General features: G+C 75.1%; 2 protein-coding genes. Both read right to left on the bottom strand.

Annotated features, from left to right (window positions below):
* On the bottom strand, positions 1–4,332 hold a 4,332-nt coding region (locus ACFUK0_RS06210), incomplete at its 3' end, for a type I polyketide synthase (protein WP_380246876.1).
* A gap of 29 nt (positions 4,333–4,361) precedes the next feature.
* Entirely contained in the window at positions 4,362–21,023 is a 16,662-nt protein-coding gene (locus ACFUK0_RS06205) for a type I polyketide synthase (RefSeq protein WP_380246875.1), read from the bottom strand.
* Positions 21,024–21,258: the final 235 nt, after the last annotated feature.

Below are 21,258 nucleotides of genomic sequence, written 5' to 3'. Positions count from 1 at the left end.
CCGCAACGCACGCCCACCAGCCGCAACATCCGCCAACAACCCCGCCAACGCCCCACGATCCGACACATCACACGCCGCGACCCGGACCTCCGCACGCAAGGCAGCCAACTCGTCCCGCAGCTCCACCGCACCCGGCGCCTCCAGACCGCGCCGACTCGCCAACAGCAGATGCCGAACCCCGTGCTCGACCACCAGATGCCGCGCCACCAGAGCACCCAGACCACCCGTACCACCGGTGACCAGCACCGTCCCCTCCGGATCGAACACCGGCCCGGCCGCCGGCTCCGGCGCGACGGCCAACGACACCCGAGCCAGCCTCGGCACCAGCACCACACCCCCGCGAACCGCCAACTCCGGCTCACCCGAAGCCAACACCACCCCCAGCGAGGCCGAGCCGTCCGTGTCCACCAGCACGAACCGGCCCGGATTCTCCGCCTGCGCCGCCCGCACCAGACCCCACACCGGCGCCTGCCGCACATCCACCACAGCACCCTCGGCCGTAGCCACCGCACCCCGCGTCACCACCACCAACCGCGACGACGCAAAACGCTCCCCCGCCAACCAGCCCTGCACCACCCCCAGAACCGCCAGGGCCACCCCACGCACCGCCGACGGGCCATCCCCCTCCGGCGCGGCACACTCCCACACCACCGCGTCCGGCACCGGTCCCTCGGCCGAAAGCTCCTCCCACGCGGTCCACCCCACGACGGAGGCTTCGCCGGACTCCGGAGCAGCCCGCCAATCCACGCTGTACAGCGCGTCGCCGGCACCGGCGGAGGCGCCCAGTTGCTCGGCCGAGACCGCACGTGAGACCAGCGACTCCACCGTCAGCACCGGATCACCGCTGTGGTCGGCCACGAACAGCGCCACCCCGTCCCGCTGAGCCGAAGACGCCAGGCGGACCCTCAGCTCCGAGGCACCCGCCGCGTGCAGGCGCACCCCGTTCCACACGAACGGCAGCACCGGCTCACCGGTCCCCGTCCCGCCGATCAACGCCACATGCATCGCCGCATCCAGCAACGCCGGATGCACCCCGAACCGCTCCGCATCCGCCCGCGCCTGCTCCGGCAGCTCAACCTCGGCAAACAACTCCTCGCCCCGCCGCCACGCCGCCCTCAGACCCCGGAACACCGGCCCGTACCGATACCCCAACTCCGCCAACACCCCGTACGCACCCTCAACCTCCACCACCTCCGCACCCACCGGAGGCCACTGGCTCAGATCCTCACCGGCAATGACCGGACCGGAAGCCAGCACACCCTGCGCATGCAACGTCCACGGCAGATCAGACCGCTCCTCAACCCGCGAGAACACCGACACCGAACGCCGACCCACAGCATCCCCAGCTCCCACCACCACCTGAACCTGCACACCACCCGACACCGGCACCACCAACGGCGCCTGAAGGGCGAGTTCCTCCAGCACCCCGCACCCGGCGTTGTCACCAGCGCGGATCGCGAGCTCTACAAAAGCGGCACCGGGAAAGATAACCGAAGTCCCGATCGCATGGTCGGCGAGCCAGGGGTGCGTGGCGAGGGAGACGCGGCCGGTGAGCACCACACCGTCCGAGTCGGCGAGCATGACCGCTGCGCCGAGCAGCGGATGTCCGGCAGCGATCAGGCCTGCGGAGGCCACGTCCGCCCGGCTCTGCGGACTTTCGACCCAGTACCGCTCGCGCTGGAAGGGGTAGGTGGGCAGGTCGATGCGGCGGGCGCCGGCGCCCGCGAAGAACGCCGACCAGTCCATCACCACACCAGAGGCATGGAGTTGGGCGACTGCGGTCACCAGCGCGGCTGGCTCCGGCCGGTTGCGGCGGGTCGCAGCGACCAGTACGGCATTCTCGCCAACCACCGATTGCTGCGCCAACCCAGTCAACACACCATCCGGGCCCAGCTCCAGGAACCGACTGACACCGTCCGCCTCCAAGGTACGCATGGCATCCGCGAAACGCACCGGTTCCCGCACCTGCCGCACCCAGTACTCCGGCGAGGCCAACTCCGCGCCCAGCACACCGGTCACCGTCGAGACCACCGGGACCGACGGCTCCCGATACTCCAACTCCCCAGCCACCGCAAGGAACTCGTCGAGCATCGGCTCCATCAACACCGAATGGAACGCGTGCGACACCGCCAGCCGCGACGTCTTACGGCCCAGCGCCCCGAAATGCGCGGCGACGTCGAGGACCGCGTCCTCATCACCCGAAACCACCACCGCCTGCGGCCCGTTCACCGCCGCCACGCCAACCCGGTCACCCAGCAGCGGCACAACCTCCGCCTCACCCGCCTGCAACGCCACCATCGCACCGCCCTCCGGCAGCGCCTCCATCAACCGACCACGCGCCGCGACCAGCCTGGCCGCATCCTGAAGGGAAAACACCCCCGCGACGTGGGCGGCGGCAATCTCACCGACCGAATGCCCCGCCACGAAGTCCGGGCGCACGCCCCACGACTCCACCAGACGGAACAACGCCACCTCGAACGCGAACAACGCCGGCTGCGCGAACCCCGTACGGTTCAACAACCCGACGTCCTCACCCCACACCACCTCCCGCAACGGCCGGCCCAACCACCCGTCCAACTCCGCCACCACCGCGTCGAACGCCGACGCGAACACCGGGAACGCCGCGCACAGCTCACGCCCCATCCCCAACCGCTGCGCACCCTGACCCGTGAACACAAACGCCGAACGACCCGTGCCACTGCCACGGCCGACCAGCACACCCGGGTCCGGCACACCCTCGGCCAGTGCACTCAGCGCCCGCCGCAACTCACCGGCATCGGAACCGACCGCAACAGCCCGATGCTCGAACACCCCGCGTGACGTCGCCAACGAGAACGCCACATCCAACAGCGCCTCATCGCCCACCAGAGACAACAACCGCTGCGCCTGCGCCGCCACGGCCCCCGGCGTCCGCCCCGACACCACCCACGGCACCACCGGAACCGGCACAGGACCGTCGGCCAGGACAGAGGCCTCGACGCCCCCCTGGTCCGGCGCCTCCTCCACGATCACATGCGCATTCGTCCCGCTCAGACCGAACGAGGACACACCCGCCCGGCGCGGACGCCCCTCGGCGGGCGGCCAGGCGCGGCTGTCCGAGAGCAGCCGGACGTGGCCGGCCTCCCAGTCGACCTGTGGTGTCGGCCGGTCGACGTGGAGGGTCTTCGGCAGGGTGTCGTTCCGGATCGCCATGACCATTTTGATCACGCCGGCGACACCGGCGGCGGCCTGGGCGTGCCCGAAGTTGGACTTGATCGACCCCAGCCAGAGGGGCTGATCCGCGGACCGGTCCTGCCCGTACGTCGCCAGCAGCGCCTGCGCCTCGATCGGGTCACCCAGCCGCGTCCCCGTCCCGTGCGCCTCGACCGCGTCGACGTCCGCCGACGACAGGCCCGCGTTGGCCAACGCCTGCCGGATCACCCGCTGTTGGGCCGGACCGTTGGGCGCGGTCAGACCGCTGGACGCACCGTCCTGGTTGACCGCGCTGCCGCGGAGCACGGCGAGCACCTGGTGGCCGTTGCGCCGCGCGTCGGACAACCGCTCCAGCAGCAGCACACCCGCACCCTCGGCCCAGCCCGTACCGTCCGCCGCACCGGCGAAGGACTTGCACCGGCCGTCCGGCGCCAGGCCCCGCTGCTCGCTGAAGTAGAGCAGCATCTCGGGCGTGGCCATCACCGTCACCCCGCCGGCCAGGGCGAGCGAGCACTCCCCCGACCGCAGCGCCTGCGCCGCCAGGTGCAGCGACACCAGCGACGACGAACACGCCGTGTCGACGCTCACTGCGGGGCCCTCCAGGCCCAGGGTGTAGGCGATCCGGCCGGAGACGAAGCTGCCTGCGCTGCCGCCGTCGTAGTCGTGGTACATCACGCCCGCGTAGACCCCGGTACGGCTGCCGCGGAGGGCGGCGGGGTCGATACCGGCGCGCTCCAGCGTCTCCCAGCAGACTTCCAGCAGCAGGCGCTGCTGGGGGTCCATCACCAGGGCCTCGCGGGGCGAGATGCCGAAGAAGGCCGCGTCGAAGTCGGCGGCGTCGTAGAGGAACCCGCCGTCGCGGGTGTAGCTCTTGCCGGGCCTGCCGGGCTCCGGGTCGTAGACGGCGGGGTCCCAGCCGCGGTCGGCGGGGAATCCGCCGACGGCGTCGACGCCGTCGGCGACCAGCCGCCACAGGTCCTCGGGCGAGGCGACGCCGCCCGGGAAACGGCAGCCCATGGCCACGACGGCGACGGGTTCGGTGGCGGCCGCGGTCAGCCTGCCCGATTCCTTGCGCAGCCGTTCGTTCTCCAGCAGCGACTTGCGCAGCGCGTCGACGACCTGCTCAACCGATGTGGTCACGTCACCCTCGAATTCGTCAGTCAGGTCGGTCAGTTGCCGTCGCCGGCCGCGAGGGCCGCGCGTACCAGGTCGTCGATGCCCATGTTCTTGATCGCTTCGGTGCGGTCCTCGGGCTCCCCGCCGTCCGTGCCGCTCTCGGGCCGTTCCGAACCGTCTTCTGCTGTCACGAGGTTCAGCAGCGCGTCGAGCAGGCCGGCTTCGCGCAGTCGCGCGACGGGGATGGACTGCAGGGTGCGGCGGACGGACTCGTCGTCGGGCGGTGCCGCGGAGGCCGTGGCAGGTGCGGCCACGGCGGCGGGGAGCAGTTCGGCGAGCAGGAACCCGGCCAGGTCCTGGGAGTTGGGGTAGTCGAACATCAGCGTGGCGGGGAGCCGCAGCCCGGTGGCGGTACGCAGCCGGTTGCGCAGTTCGATGGCTCCGAGGGAGTCGAGTCCGAGTTCGGTGAAACCCCGGGTCCGGGGGACGGCGGCGGGGTCGTCGTGGCCGAGGACGGCGGCGGCGTGGCCGAGGACGAGTTCCAGCAGGTACCGGTCTCGCTCGACCGGCCGGAGCGCGATGAGCCGGCGCTCCAGCGTGGCGGTGTCGACCGCGGGGCTGCCGGTGCGCGTGCGACGGCGCGGGCCGGGGCCCGCCAGGCCTCGGAGCAGCGCGGGTACGTCGGCGGCCCGGTCACGCAGGGTGGCGCGGTCGAGCCGGACGAGTGCGAGGACGGCGTGCGGGGCGCGGAGGGCGTCGTCGAAGAGGGCGAGGCCCTCGGCGAAGGAGAGTTCGGTGACGCCGGAGCGGTTCACCCGCCGCAGGTCGGCTGCGCCGAGTTCCTCGCCAGCGTCCGCGGTGCCCTCCCACAGGCCCCAGGCGAGGGACGTGGCGGGCAGTCCTCGGGCGGCGCGGTGTTCGGCGAGGGCGTCGAGGAAGACGTTGGCGGCGGCGTAGTTGCCCTGGCCGGCGGCGAGCACCATACCGCCGGCCGACGAGTAGAGGACGAAGGCGGTCAGGTCGAGGTCACGGGTGAGTTCGTGCAGGTGCCAGGCCGCGTCGACCTTGGGGCGCAGGACCCGGGCGACCTGCTCGGGGGTGAGCGCGCCGACGAGGCCGTTGTCCATGACGCCGGCCGCGTGCACCACGGCGGTGAGGGGGTGCTCGGCCGGAATGTCGGCGAGCAGGGCGGCGAGTGCGGTGCGGTCGGCGGCGTCGACGGCGGCCAGGCGGACGTGGGCGCCCAGCGCGGTGAGCTCGTCGTGGAGGGTTCGCGCGCCGGGTGCCTCAGCGCCCCGGCGGCTGGCGAGGACGAGGTGGCGTACGCCGTGTCCGGTGACCAGGTGGCGGGCGAGCCGGGAGCCGAGCAGACCGGTGCCACCGGTGATGAGTACGGTGCCCTGGGCGTTCCAGGCGGCGACTCGGCCGTTACCGGCGCCGGCCGGGGCGACGGCGGTGAACCTGGGCGCGAGGTACTTGCCCTGACGGATCGCCAGTTCGGTCTCTTCCGTGGCCTGGGCGGCGGCAGCCAGGGCGCGCGTGGACTCGGGGGTCCCGTCCAGGTCGACGACGGCGAAGCGGCCGGGGTTCTCGGCCTGCGCGGACCGTATGGCGCCCCACAGCGGGGCCTGCGCCAGGTTCACGGAGTCGGCGGGGTGCCGGGTGGTGACGGCATGGGTGGTGACGAGGGTGAGCCGGACTGCGGCGAACCGCTCGTCGGCGAGCCATGCGCCGAGGATGGCGAGCAGGCGTCGGGTCCCTTCCAGGACCTGGGCGGGGAGACCTTCCGCGCCGGCGCCGGCCTGCCCGGCCGGGTCCGGGCAGGCCAGCAGGACCGTCCCGGGGATGGGCCGGCCCGCGTCGGCCGCGGCGCGCAGGGCGGCCAGGTCGGGGTAGGAGCGGTGGGCGGCGTCGAGCCCGTGCGGGAGCGAACCGATGACGGCGATCACCGGGTCTCCGGACGCGGACTCGGAGTCCGGCTCGGACACGGAAAGGGATGCGGATAGGGATGTCGAGTCGGGCTCGAGGGCCGGCGGCTCGACGGGCCGCCAGGCGATGTGGAAGAGGGAGTCGTGGGGTGCGCCGCCGGCCGCGAGCTGGTCGGCGGTGACCTCACGGACGACCAGCGACTCGACCGCGGCGACCGGCGCGCCGGTCGGGTCGGTGACGGCGAGCGCCACGGCGTCGGGCGCCGGTTTGGTGAGGTGCACCCGCAGCACGGCGGCGCCGGGGGCGTGCAGGCGGACGCCCGTCCAGGCGAACGGCAGGGCGGTGCGGTCGGCCTCGGCGCGGCCCTCGTCCAGGACGCGTTCCACGTGCAGGGCGGCGTCGAGCAGCGCGGGGTGGAGGCCGTACGCGGCGGCGTCTGCGCGGTTGTCCGGGGGCAGCGCGACCTCGGCGAAGAGTTCGTCGCCGCGCCGCCAGGCGGCCTTGAGGCCCTGGAAGGCCGGACCGTAGCCGTAACCGAGCGCGGCGAGATCGGGGTACAGGCCGCTGACGTCGACGGGGTGGGCGTCGGCGGGGGGCCAGACGAGGTGCCCGTCGGGGGCCGGTCCGGTGCCCGTGGCGAGGATGCCGCGAGCGTGGCGGGTCCACGGCCGGTCGGCTGCGAGGTCGGCTGCCCGGGAGTAGACGGCGACGGCGCGCCTGCCGGGTCCTTCGCCGCCGTCGGCGGTGTCGCGTTCGGGTCCGACGACCACCTGGACGGCGACGCCGCCCAGCTCGGGTACCGGCAGCGGCGCCTCCTGGGTGAGTTCCTCCAGCGCTTCGAGGCCGGCGGCCTGTCCGGCCCGCAGGGCCATCTCGACGAAAGCCGTGCCGGGCAGCAGGACGGTGCCGAGCACCCGGTGGTCGGCCAGCCAGGGGTGGGTGTCCAGGGCGAGGCGGCCGGTGAGTACGGGCGCACCGGTCTCCGGGGAGTGGAGCACGGCGCCGAGCAGCGGGTGTCCGGCGGCGGTCTGGCCGAGTCCGGCGGCGTCGCCCACGGGGGCGGACGCGTCCAGCCAGTAGCGGCGGCGGTGGAAGGCGTAGGTGGGCAGGGCGACGGGGGCGGGGCTCTGCGGGCCGAAGTACGCGGCCCAGTCGGGGCTCCGGCCGTCGGCGTGCAGCCGGGCCAGCGCGGTGGCGAGCGTTTCGCTCTCGTCGCGGTCCCTGCGCAGGGCGGGGAGGACGAGCGCGGTGTCGGCCTGGTCGGTGAGGCAGTCCTCGGCCATGGCGCAGAGCACGCCGTCGGGTCCCAGTTCGAGGTAGCGGGTGGTGCCCTCGGCTTCGAGGAAGCGGATGCCGTCGGCGAAGCGGACCGCTTCGCGGGCGTGCCGCACCCAGTACTCGGGCGAGCACAGTTCGTCGGCGGCGACGGCCTTTCCGGTGAGGGTGGAGACCAGCTGGTGGGTGGGCGGGGCGTAGCGGAGTCCCTCGGCGACGCGCCGGAGGTCGGCGAGCATCGGGTCCATCAGCGGGGAGTGGAAGGCGTGTGAGACCTGGAGCCGGCTGGTGCGGCGGCCCTGGGCCCGGAGGTGCTCGGCGACGGCGAGGACGGCCTCCTCGGGGCCGGAGACGACCACCGAGCGGGGACCGTTGACCGCGGCGATGCCGGTCCCGTCGGTGAGCAGGGGCTGGACCTCCTCCGCGGCTGCCTGTACGGCGATCATGGCTCCGCCGGCCGGCAGGGCCTGCATCAGCCGCCCCCGGGCGGCCACCAGCGTGGCGGCGTCGGCGAGGGAGAGGACTCCGACGGCGTGGGCGGCGGCGAGTTCGCCGACGGAGTGGCCCAGGACCCGGTCGGGGCGCAGCCCGAAGGCCTCGACGAGGCGGAAGAGCGCCACTTCGAGGGCGAACAGCGCCGGCTGCGCGTACCCGGTCCGGTTCAGCAGTTCGGCTTCGGGTGAGCCGGGCGGGGCGAACATCAGCTCGCGCAGGGGCCGGTCGAGGTGCGGGTCGAGTTCGGCGCACGCTGCGTCCAGGGCGGCGGCGAAGGCCGGGTGGGCCTCGTGGAGGCGGCGGCCCATGCCGGGGCGCTGCGCGCCCTGACCGGAGAAGAGGAAGGCGGTCAGGCCGCCGGTGCGGGTCCGGCCCCGGACCACTGCCGTGCCGTCCGCCGCGATGCCATCCGGGCCGGCGCCGACGGTGCCGGAGGCGAGGGCGGCGAGGGCCTGCAGGGCGGTGCCGCGGTCGGTGGCGAGGACGACGGCGCGGTGCTCCAGGGCGGTGCGGGTGGTCGCCAGGGAGTGGCCGAGGTCGACGAGGTCCGTCTCGGGGTGGGCGGTGAGGTGGGCGTGCAGCCGCTCGGCCTGGCCGGGCAGGGCGGCGTCCGCGGCGGCGGACAGCACCAGCGGCACGGCCGTGGCCGGCGTCCGCCGGGGCCGAGCGGGGGCGGCGTCGGGGGCGGTCGGACCGGCCGGATCGGTGGCGGGCGCCGGTTCGGGGGCCTGCTCGACGATCACGTGGGCGTTGGTGCCGCTCAGGCCGAAGGAGGAGATCCCGGCGCGGCGCGGCGCGGACCGCTCGGGCCAAGGCCGGGCCTCGGTGAGCAGCCGGACCGCACCGGCCGACCAGTCGACCTCGGGCGAGGGCCGGTCGACGTGGAGGGTCCTGGGCAGGACGCCGTGACGGATCGCCATGACCGTCTTGATGACGCCGCTGACTCCTGCGGCGGCCTGGGCGTGGCCGATGTTGGACTTGATGGAGCCGAGCCAGACCGGGTCGTCGTCGGAGCGGCCCCGACCGTAGGTGGCCAGCAGGGCCTGGGCTTCGATCGGGTCGCCGAGCCGGGTGCCGGTGCCGTGGCCCTCGACGAGGTCGACGTCGGCGGGCCCGAGGCCCGCGGCGGCCAGGGCCCGCTGGATCACCCGCTGTTGCGAGGGGCCGTTGGGGGCGGTGAGGCCGTTGCTGGCGCCGTCCTGGTTGATGGCGGAACCGCGGATCACCGCGAGGACCTGGTGGCCGTTGCGCTGCGCGTCGGAGAGCCGCTCCAGGAGCAGCACCCCGAGGCCCTCGGACCATCCCGTGCCGTCGGCGGCGCCGGCGAAGGCCTTGCAACGACCGTCCGCGGACAGGCCGCGCTGCTGGCTGAACTCGACGAAGATCTCCGGGGTGGACATCACCGTGACGCCGCCGGCGAGGGCCATGCCCACCTCGCCGTTGCGCAGCGCCTGGCAGGCCATGTGCAGGGCGACCAGCGAGGAGGAGCAGGCGGTGTCCACGCTGACGGCGGGGCCCTCCAGGCCGAGCGTGTAGGCGACGCGGCCGGTGAGGATGCTGGCGGCGGTTCCGTTGCCGAGGTAGCCGGCCAGGTCGTCGGGGACGTGCGCCAGGCGGGTGCCGTAGTCGTGGTACATGACGCCGGCGTAGACGCCGGTCTGGCTGCCGCGCATCCGTGCCGGGTCGATGCCGGCGCGTTCGAAGACCTCCCAGGAGGCCTCCAGCAGCAGGCGCTGCTGGGGGTCCATGGCGAGGGCCTCGCGCGGTGAGATGCCGAAGAACGCCGGGTCGAAGTCGGCGGCGTCGTAGAGGAAGCCGCCGTCGCGGGCGTAGGTCCGCCCGGGCAGGCCCGGTTCGGGGTCGTAGACGCCGTCGATGTCCCAGCCTCGGTCGGTGGGGAACCCGGCGACGGCGTCGCGGCCGTCGGCGACCAGGTCCCACAGGTCGTCGGCGGATCGCACCCCGCCGGGGAAGCGGCAGCTGATGCCGATGATCGCGATGGGCTCGTCGTCGCGGACGGCGGCGGGCGCCGGCGGGGGCGTGTCCGGGGCGGCGGGTCCGTCGGCGAGCTGGGCGGCGAGGAAGTCCGCGGCCGCGCGGGCGGTGGGGTGGTCGAACACGAGGGTGGCCGGCAGCCGCAGGCCGGTCGCGGTGTTGAGGGCGTTGCGCAGTTCCACGGCGGCGAGCGAGTCGAAGCCGAGGTCCCTGAACGCCCGGTCGGGGCCCACCGTGCCGGCGTCGGCGTGTCCGAGGACGGCGGCGACATGGGTGGCGACCAGGTCCAGCAGGGTGCGTTCGCGGTCCGCCCCGGTGAGCGCGCCGAGGGTGCGGCGCAGGTCGCTGCCGGCGGCGGGCCGGTCGCGGCCGGCGGACGGGCGGGCCGCGGGACGGGCGGCGGCCCGCAGCAGTGGCGGGATACCGTCGCCGCGGGCGTGCAGGGCGGCGGGGGCGATGTGCAGCGGCGCCAGCGCGGCGTGTCCGGTGCGCAGCGCCTCGTCGAGGAGCCGCAGGCCGTCGGCGGCGGTCAGCGCGGGCAGGCCGAGACGCTCCATGCGTTCCAGGTCGGCTGAGCCGAGTTCGCCGCCGAGGCCGGTGTTGACGGCCCACATGCCGTAGGCGAGGGAGGTTGCGGGCAGGGCGGCGGCGTGGCGGTGGTGGGCGAGGGCGTCGAGGAAGACGTTGGCGGCGGCGTAGTTGCCCTGGCCGGCGGGCAGCACCAGGCCGCCGGCGGAGGAGAAGAGGACGAAGGCGGTGAGGTCGGCGTCGCGGGTGAGTTCGTGCAGGTGCCAGGCGGCGTCGGCCTTGGGCCGCAGGACGGTGTCGAGCTGACGGGAGGTGAGCGAGCCGATCAGGCCCGGGTCGACGACCCCTGCGGCGTGCACCACGGCGGTCAGCGGGTGGTCGGCGGGGACGGCGGCGAGCAGCGCGGCGAGCGCGTCCCGGTCGGCGGCGTCGCAGGCGGCCACGGTGACCTGGGCCCCGAGTTCCTGCAGTTCGGCGCGGAGGGTGGCGGCGTCCGGGGCGTCCGGGCCCCGCCTGCTGGTGAGCAGCAGGTGGCGTACGCCGTGTTCGGCTGCCAGGTGGCGGGCGACGAGGGCGCCGAGGCCGCCGGTGCCGCCGGTGACGAGGACGGTGCCGGTGGTGTCCCAGGGCGAGGGTGCGGCTGCGGCCGGTACGAGGGCCCTGGCGAGCCGGGGTATCCGGGCCTGTCCTTCGCGCAGGGCGAGTTCGGGTTCGCCGAGGGCGGCGGCGGCGGGGAGCGCCTGCCGGGACTGCTCGGTGTCGTCGGTGTCGACGAGCAGCAGGCGGCCGGGGTTCTCGGCCTGGGCCGCGCGGACCAGGCCCCAGACGGGGGCCTGGGCGAGCGCCGTGAGGTCGGCGTCCGAGGTGACGGCGACGGCCCCCCGGGTGACCACGGCCAGGGTCGCCGTGCTGAAGCGCTCGTCGGCCAGCCAGCCCCGGATGAGGTCGAGGACGTGGCCGGTGGTGGCCCGGACGGCTCCGGGGAGGTCGCCGGCGTCCGGCACGGGGCAGGGTGCCAGGACGAGGTCGGGCAGGTCGCCGGCGTCGGCGGCTTCGGCCAGCGAGGCCAGGTCGGGGTAGCCGGGCGTGCCGGCGGGGCCCGCCGGGACGGCGCCGAGCACGGCGCAGCGCGGCGCGGCGGCGGGATCGCCGGCGACGGGTGTCCACCGGAGCTGGAGGAGGGAGTCGGCGAGGGTGCCCCGGGCGGCGTCGAGCTGGTCGGCCGACACGGGCCGGGAGATCAGCGACCGGACGCTCATGACGGGTCGTCCGCTCTCGTCGGCGACCGCCATCGCGGACTCCTCGGCGCCACGGATCCGGCGGACCCACACGCGCAGAGCGGATGCTCCGGAGGCGTGCAGGCGAACGCCGCTCCAGGCGAACGGGAGCAGGGTGTCGGAGCCGCCGTCCTCCTGCTGGTCGACCAGGATGTCGGCGTGCATGGCGGCGTCGAGCAGGGCCGGGTGCAGGCCGTAGCGGGCGGCTTCGCCGCGTACCGCGCCGGCTTCGGGACCGTCGGGGAGGGCGACCTCGGCGAAGAGTTCGTCGCCGCGGCGCCAGGCGGCGCGCATGCCCCGGAACGCCGGGCCGTAGTGGTAGCCGCGGTCGCGCAGCCGGTCGTAGGCGCCGGTCAGGTCGACGGGGGTGGCGCCGGGCGGCGGCCACTGGGTGAGGTCCACCGGCGGTTCCTGGTGCCCGGGGGCGAGGAAGCCGGCGGCGTGGCGGGTCCAGGTCTGCTCGGCGGGGTCACCCGGCGCGTCGTCGCGTCGGGAGTGGATGTGCAGCGTGCGGCGGCCTGACTCGTCGGGCGGGCCGGCGACGACGCGCAGGGCGACGCCGCCGTGTTCGGGCAGGACGAGTGGTGCTTCGAGGGTGAGTTCTTCGAGCAGGTCGCAGCCGACCTGGTCGCCGGCGCGGATCGCCAGTTCGACGAAGCCGGTGCCGGGGAGCAGGACGGAGCCCAGCACGCCGTGGTCGGCGACCCACGGCTGGCCGGATCGGGAGAGCCGGCCGGAGAGGACGACGGCGCCCGATTCGGGGGACAGCGCGGCCGCGCCGAGGAGGGGGTGTTCGACGGGGTCGAGTCCGGCGGAGCCGACGTCCCCGGCGGCAGGCGCGGCGTCCAGCCAGTAGCGCTGCCGCTGGAAGGGGTAGGTGGGCAGGTCCAGGTGGCCGTGACCGCGGTCGCCGAGGAGGGTCTCCCAGTCCACGGCGGTGCCGCGGGTCCACAGGGCGCCGACGGCGGCGAGCAGGCAGCGTTGCTCGTCGCGGTCGCGGCGCAGGAGCGGGACGAAGGCGGTGTCCCGGTCGGCGCCGACGGACGCACCACCGAGGGCGCTGAGTGCGCCGTCGGGGCCGATCTCGGCGAAGGTGGTGGTGCCCTCGGCGGCCAGCGTGCGGACGGCGTCCGCGAAGCGGACGCTCCCGCGGACATGGCGCACCCAGTAGCCGGGCTCGCACAGCTCGTCGGCGGTGGCGAGCCCGCCCGTGAGGGTCGAGACAACGGGAATCCGCGGCGGCCGGTAACCGAGCCCCTCGGCGACCTGGCGGAACTCGTCGAGCATCGGCTCCATCAGGATTGAGTGGAACGCGTGCGACACCGCCAGCCGCGACGTCTTGCGGCCCAGCGCCTCAAAATGCGCGGCGACGTCGAGGACCGCGTCCTCGTCGCCCGAGACCACCACCGCCTGCGGCCCGTTCACCGCCGCCACGCCAACCCGGTCACCCAGCAGCGGTGCGACCTCCGCCTCACCCGCCTGCAGCGCCACCATCGCACCGCCCTCCGGCAGCGCCTCCATCAACCGACCACGCGCCGCCACCAGACGAGCCGCGTCCGGGAGGGAGAACACCCCCGCGACGTGGGCGGCAGCAATCTCACCGACCGAATGCCCGGCGAGGAAGTCCGGACGCACACCCCACGACTCCACCAGACGGAACAACGCCACCTCGAACGCGAACAACGCCGGCTGCGCGAACCCCGTACGGTTCAGCAGCCCGATGTCCTCACCCCACACCACCTCCCGCAACGGCCGGTCCAACAGCCCGTCCAGCTCCGCCACCACCGCGTCGAACGCCGACGCGAACACCGGGAACGCCCCGCACAGCTCACGCCCCATCCCGAGTCGCTGCGCACCCTGACCCGTGAACACGAACGCGAGCCCGCCCTCCTGTACCGTGCCGGCCGTCGACAGGCCGTCCAGGGCGGCGGCGAGTTCGGCGCGGTCGGTGCCGACCGCCACCGCGCGGTGTTCCAGAGCTGCCCGGGTGGTGGCCAGTGCCCTTGCGGCGGTGGCGAGTTCCTCCTCCTGCAGGTCTGCGGTGAGGGCGTGCAACTGCGCTGCCCGGGCCTGCAGGGCGGCGGGCGTCCTGGCGGACAGCACCCAGGGCAGCGGGGGGCCGGCCGGTTCGGACGCGCCGCCCGGGGGCAGCAGGTCCGCGGCGGCCGCGGGGGGCAGGTCCGGGGCCTGTTCGACGATCACGTGGGCGTTGGTGCCGCTGATGCCGAACGAGGAGACACCCGCACGGCGCGGGTGCCCGTTCTCGGGCCACGGCACGGCCTCGGTGAGCAGCCGCACGGCCCCGGCGGACCAGTCCACCTGGTCGGAGGGCGTCTCGGCGTGCAGGGTGGCCGGCAGCGTGCCGTGCCGCATGGCCGCCACCATCTTGATGATGCCCGCGACTCCGGAGGCGGCCTGAGTGTGGCCCATGTTGGACTTCACCGAACCCAGCCACAGCGGCCGGCCGCCCTCGGGGCGGCCCTGGCCGTACGTGGCCAGCAGGGCCTGGGCCTCGATCGGATCGCCGAGCCGGGTGCCGGTGCCGTGGCCCTCGACGGCGTCGACCTCGGCCGGGGTGAGGCCGGCGTCGGCGAGGGCCTGCATGATCACCCGCTGCTGGGCGGGGCCGTTGGGCGCGGTCAGCCCGTTGGACGCGCCGTCGGAGTTGACGGCGGAGCCACGCACCACCGCCAGCACCTGGTGACCGTTGCGCCGCGCGTCGGACAGCCGCTCCAGGAGCAGCAGCCCGACGCCTTCGCTCCAGCCGGTGCCGTCGGCGCCGGCGCCGAAGGACTTGCACCGGCCGTCGGCCGCCAGACCGCGCTGCCGGCTCATGTCCAGGAAGGTGTCCGGGGTGGACATCACGGTGGCGCCGCCGGCCAGGGCGAGCGTGCACTCTCCTCGGCGGAGGGCGTCGGCGGCCCAGTGCAGGGCGACCAGCGAGGAGGAGCAGGCGGTGTCGACCGTCACCGCGGGCCCCTCCAGGCCCATGGTGTAGGCGACCCGGCCGGAGGCCATGCTGGCGAGGCTGCCGTTGCCGTGGTAGGCGGCCACGTCCTCGGGGAGCGGGCCGAGCCGGAGCCCCCAGTCGTGGTACATCACGCCGGCGAAGACGCCGGTGCGGCTGCCCCGCAGGGTGGTCGGGTCGATCCCGGCCCGCTCTACGGCCTCCCAGGCGGCCTCCAGCAGCAGCCGCTGCTGCGGGTCCATCGCGTGGGCCTCGCGGGGGCTGATACCGAAGAAGTCCGGGTCGAAATGGGCCGCGTCGTACAGGAAGCCGCCCACGGTGGAGTACGTCCGACCCGGCTTGCCGATCTCCGGGTCGTACAGGTCGGTGGCCCAGCCGCGGTCGGTCGGGAAGCCCGAGATGACGTCGGCACCGGCCGACACCAGGCGCCACAGGTCCTCGGGGGAGGTGACGCCGCCGGGGTAGCGGCAGGCCATGCCGACGATCGCGATCGGCTCGTCGGTGGCGGGCCGGACGGCGACCGCGGCCTCGGGGGCGGGGCCGGCCTCGCCGAGCAGCCGGTCGCCCAGGTGCCGGGCCAGTGCGGCTGCGTTCGGGTGATCGAAGGTCAGGGTGGCGTTCAGGCGCAGTCCGGTGGCGGCGGCGAGCCGGTTGCGCAGCTCGACGGCGGCGAGCGAGTCGAAGCCGAGCTCGTTGAAGGCCTTGGCGGCGTGGACCTCCCCGGCGCCGTCGTAGCCGAGCACGGCGGCCGCATGGGTGCGGACCAGATCGAGCAGGATCGCGGCGCGGTCCGCCTCGGCGAGCGGCGCGAGGCGCTGTGCCAGGGGGACGGCCGCCTGCACGGGCCCTCCGGTCGCGGTGGGGCGGGCGGGTTCGCGGACCAGGCCGCGCAGGATCGCCGGGACGCCGTCGGAGCGGTCCCGCAGGGCCCGGGTGTCCACCCGCAGCGGCAACACGGCGGCGCCGGCGTGGGCGAGCGCCTCGTCCAGCAGCCGCAGGTTCTCCGCGAAGGTCAGCGGTTCCAGGCCCAGGCGCCTGATCCGCTGGACGGCGGTGTCGTCCAGGCCGGCGCCCATGCCGGCGTCCCCCGTCCACAGGCCCCAGGCGAGCGAGGTGGCCGGCTGCCCCGCGGCGGCGCGGTGGACGGCCAGGGCATCCAGGAAGAGGTTGGCGGCGGCGTAGTTGGCCTGGCCGGCGCCGTCGAGCAGGGTGGCGGCGGAGGAGTACAGGACGAAGGCCGACAGGTCGTGGTCGCGGGTGAGTTCGTGCAGGGCCCAGGCGGCGTCGACCTTGGGCCGCAGCACCGTCTCCAGCCGCTGCGGGCCGAGCGAGCCGACCAGGCCGTCGTCGATCACGCCGGCGGTGTGGACCACGCCGGTCAGAGGGTGCTCGGCGGGGATCGCCGCCAGCAGCGCGGCCAGCCGTGAGCGGTCGGCCACGTCGCAGGCGGACGCGGTGACCGAGGCGCCCAGCGCGGCTAGTTCGGCGAGGAGTTCGCGGGCACCGGGGGCATCGGGGCCCCTCCGGCTGGTGAGCAGCAGGTGGCGTACGCCGTGTTCGGTGACCAGGTGCCGGGCGAGGGCGGCGCCGAGGCCGCCGGTCCCGCCGGTGACCAGGACGGTGCCCGCGGCGCTCCAGGGCATGGGCCGGCCCGGGTCCGTCGAGGTGGCCGCGGCCAGCCGGGGCACCAGGATCTCGCCGTGCCGCAGGGCGAGTTCGGGCTCGTCGGCAGCGACGGCGAGGGCGGCGGCCGAGGCGAGCGCGGTCTCGGAGGCGTCGGTGCCGTCGAGGTCCAGCAGCACCAGGCGGCCGGGGTTCTCCGCCTGGGCGGAGCGGACCAGGCCCCACACGGGTGCCTGGACGAGATCGGGCTGGGCGCCGTCCTCGGTGGCGACGGCGCCGTGGGTGGCGATCACCAGCCGGGAGTCGGAGCGGCGCTCGTCGGCGAGCCAGCGCTGCACCACGGCGAGCACCTCGCCGGTGACCGCGCGGACCGCGGCCGGCGGGGGTTCCTCGCCGCTCCGCAGGACGCGGTGGAGCACCAGGACGGGAGTGCCGCCCGCCGGGCCGGCCGCCTCCGAAGGACCGGCCGGGGCCGGGGGTTCGGCCGACGTCGGGGAATCGGCCGAAGGCGGCAGTTCGGGCAGGGCGGTCGCCTCGCCGTCGGGGGTGCCCGGCATCGGCTGCCACCGCACCCGGTACAGCGAGCCGGGCCGGCCGGCCCGGGCGGCCCGCACTCCGGCGGCCGGGACCGGGCGTACCACCAGGGAGTCCACGGAGGCCACCGGCGCTCCCGTGGAGTCCGCGATCGCCAGCGAGATCTCGTCCCGGGACGGCGCCACGATGCGGACCCGCACCGCATGGGCGCCCGCGGAGTGCAGGGTCACCCCGCTCCAGGAGAAGGGGACGCGCGGTGGCCCGGGGGCTGCCGCGGCCGAGTCCGAGGCATGGTCCGAGGCGTGCAGCGCGGCGTCCAGCAGGGCCGGATGCAGGCCGTACGCGGCGGCGTCGGCCCGGGTCTGCTCGGGCAGGGCCACCTCGGCGAAGACCTCGGAGCCGCGCCGCCAGAGCGCCCGGACCCCCTGAAAGCCGGGTCCGTAGCCGTAGCCCTGGTCCGCCAGGTCCGCGTAGAGGCCGCTGACGTCGACGGGTCGCGCGTCCGCCGGCGGCCACGGGCCGCCCAGCGCCGCCAGTGCCTGCGCGGCTGTGGCGGCGGGCGTGGCGGCGGGCGCCAGCACGCCTTCGGCGTGCCGCACCCAGAGGTCCTCCGGGGCGGAGTCCTCGGGACGCGAGTAGAACTCGACCGTGCGCCGGCCGGCGGCGTCGGCGGGGCCGACCACGACCTGCAGGGCCGTGCCGCCGGCCGGCGGCAGCGGCAGCGGCGCGTGCAGGGTCAGTTCGTCCACCCGGGAGCAGCCGACGTGGTCGCCGGCCCGCACGGCCAGGTCCACGAATGCCGTGCCGGGCAGCAGGGCCACGCCCGCGATCACGTGGTCGGCCAGCCACGGGTGGGAGCGCAGGGATACCCGGCCGGTCAGGACGGCTCCGTCGGAGCCGGCCAGGCCGACCGCCGCGCCGAGCAGCGGGTGTCGGGCGGCGATCTGCCCGAAGCCGGACGGGTCGGTGCCGGACGGCGGCGCGCTCATCCAGTACCGCCGTTGCTGGAAGGCGTAGGTGGGCAGCGGGACGCGGTGCGGACCGCGGTCCGGGAGCAGCGCGGACCAGTCCAGGGTGGCGCCGCGGGCGGTGGCCAGGGCCACTGCGGAGAGGGTCTCGCGCGGCTCCGCCCGCCCGCCGCGCAGCAGCGGCGCGAACACGGCGTCGTCGGCGTGGGCGGGCAGGCAGTCCGGTCCCATGGCGCTCAGCACCGCGTCCGGTCCCAGCTCCAGGAAGGTGCGCACCCCCTGGTCGGCCAGCCAGCGGACGCCGTCGGCGAAGCGCACCGCCTCGCGGACGTGGCGGACCCAGTACTCCGGCGAGCAGAGTTCCTCGGCGTTGGCCAGGCGCCCGGTCAGGTGCGACACGACCGGGATCCGCGGCGCGGAGTAGGTGAGGATGCCGGCGACCCGGCGGAAGTCGTCGAGCATCGGCTCCATCAGCGGCGAGTGGAACGCGTGGCTCACCCGCAGCACCCGGGTGCGCCGGCCCAGGTCGGCGAACCGCGCGGCCAGCGCCAGGGTCGGCTGCTCGGCCCCGGAGATCACCACCGAGCCCGGGCCGTTGACTGCGGCGATGCCCACCTGGTCGGTGAGCAGCGGCCGGACCTCCTCCTCGGCGGCCCGGACTGCGACCATGGCGCCGCCGGCCGGCAGTTCCTGCATCAGCCGGCCGCGGGCCCCGACCAGGGTGGCGGCGTCCTCCAGGCCGAGGACTCCGGCGGCGTGCGCGGCGACGATCTCGCCGATCGAGTGCCCGGCGAGGAAGTCCGGCCGTACCCCCCAGGATTCGACCAGCCGGAACAGCGCCACCTCGACGGCGAACAGGGCCGCCTGGGCGTACATCGTCCGGTCGAGCAGGGCCGCCTCGGCAGTGCCCTCCTCGGCGAAGAGCACGTCCCACAGGGAGACGTCCAGTTGGAGGTCGAGGTAGCCGACGGCCTCCTCCAGGGCGTCGGCGAAGACCGGGTACGCGCCGTACAGCTCGCGTCCCATCGCCAGGCGCTGACTGCCCTGCCCGGTGAAGAGGAAGGCCAGCCGGCCCGCGGAGCGGCTGCCGGTGTACGCGCCGGGGGCCTGCGGCTCCCCTGCGGCGAGGGCGCGCAGGGTGCGCAGGAGGGCGGCCCGGTCGTCGGCGACCACGACCGCGCGGTGCTCCAGCGCGGCACGGGTGGTCGCCAGGGAGTGGCCGAGGTCGGCGAGCGGGGTGGCCGGGTGGGCCGACACGAAGGTCAGCAGCCGGTCGGCCTGGGCGCGCAGGGCGGCCTCGGTGCCGCCGGAGACCATCAGGAGGGTCGGGGGCCGGGCCGCGGACCCGTCCGGCGCGTCCGACCCGTCCGGCGCCTCCGGGGGCTCGGGTGTCTCGTGCGGGGGCTGCCCGGGCGCGGGGTCCGGGTGCGGCGGTTCCTCCAGGATGACGTGTGCGTTGGTGCCGCTGATGCCGAAGCCCGAGACGGCGGCGCGGCGCGGCTTGGCGCCGGGCTCCCAGGGCACCTCCTCGGTCAGCAGCCGGACCGTTCCGGCCGACCAGTCGACGTTGGGCGAGGGGGCGTCAACGTGCAGCGTCCTCGGCAGCACGCCGTGCCGCATCGCCATGATCATCTTGACGATGCCCGCCACTCCGGCGGCGGCCTGGGTGTGGCCGAGGTTGGACTTCACCGAGCCCAGCCAGAGCGGGTCACGTGGCGACCGGTCCCTGCCGTAGGTGGCGATCAGCGCCTGGGCCTCGATCGGGTCTCCGAGGGTGGTACCGGTACCGTGCGCGTCGACCGCGTCCACCTCGCCGGGGGTGAGCCCGGCGGCGGCCAGTGCCTGGCGGATCACCCGCTGCTGCGCGGGGCCGCTCGGGGCGGTCAGTCCGTTGCTCGCGCCGTCCTGGTTGATCGACGAGCCGCGGATCAGAGCCAGCACCGGATGCCCGTTGCGCCGGGCGTCCGACAACCGCTCGACGACCAGCAGCCCGGCTCCCTCGGCGAAGCCGGTACCGTCGGCGGCCGCGGCGAACGCCTTCACCAGACCGTCCGGGGCGAGCCCGCGCTGTTTGCTGAACTCCATGAACAGCCCGGGGCCGCTGAGCACCGTCACGCCGCCGGCCAGGGCCAGCGAGCACTCTCCGCGAAGCACCGACTGGACGGCGAGGTGCAGCGCGACCAGCGAGCCGGAGCAGGCCGTGTCGAGGGTCAGCGCCGGGCCCTCCAGACCCAGCGTGTACGCCACCCGGCCGGAGGTGACGCTGAGGGCGCTGCCGGTCACCAGGTAGCCGGCCAGCTGCTCGGGGGCCTCGTGCATCCGCACGCCGTACTCGGTCGCGCCCGCGGCCACGAAGACGCCGGTCCGGCTGCCGCGCAGCGACGAGGGGTCGATCCCGGTGCGCTCCAGGGCCTCCCATGCGGTCTCCAGCATCAGCCGCTGCTGCGGATCCATCGCCAGCGCCTCGCGCCGGCTGATACCGAAGAACTCGGCGTCGAACCCGGCGACGTCGTGCAGGAACCCGCCGATCCGGGTGGAGCTGCCGCCGGCCGCGCCGGGACCGGCGGCGAAGAGGGCGTCGAGGTTCCAGTCCCGGTCGGCGGGGAACTCGCCCACCGCGCTGCGGCCCTGCGAGACCAGCTCCCACAGGTCCTCGGCGGACCGCACCCCGCCCGGGAACCGGCCGCTGAACCCGACGACGGCCACCGGATCGTCGTCGGACCGCGGCTGCGCCGGGGCGTCCCGGTCCACCGGCTCGGCCGGAAGTCCCAGCACCTGCGCGCGCAGGAAGCCCGCGAGCAGCGCCGGGCTCGGATGGTCGAAGGCGATCGTGACCGGCAGCGCCAGCCCGGTGGCGGCCGTCAGCCGCGCGTGCAGTTCGACCAGGCCCAGCGAGTCCAGCCCGAGGTCCAGGAAGGGCCGCCGGGTGTCGGTGATCGCGCCCTCCCCCGGCCGAACCCGGCTCACGACCTCCTGTGCGTGTCCGCTCACCAGGTCGAGCAGCAGCCTGATCTGCTCCGACACCGGCAGTTCCGCCAGGCGCCGCGCCAGGTCCGGACCGGGCTCCGCCCCCGTGCCGGGCGCCTGTTCTGGATCGGGGACGATGCCTGCGGACCGGGACATCTGCACACTCCAAGTTCGGCGTCGTTCGGCGTCGTTACGGCGTCGCTCGTGCGGGGGAACCGACCACGGCCGGAATCGCACGCTACGGCGGTGAAAACACGCGGCGGCACCCCTACGGACCCGGGTGTTCCCACCCGAGGCCGCGGAGCCGTCGCGGCCGGGGGTCGGATAGGGGTCCGGCAGGGGTTTCCCCCGTAGCGCCGTCCGCCGGTCAGCGGATTGAATGGGCGTGCGC

The organism is Kitasatospora sp. NPDC057223, from assembly GCF_042669755.1.
GTDB lineage: Bacteria > Actinomycetota > Actinomycetes > Streptomycetales > Streptomycetaceae > Kitasatospora.
This window is presented reverse-complemented; position numbering and strand designations above follow the sequence as displayed.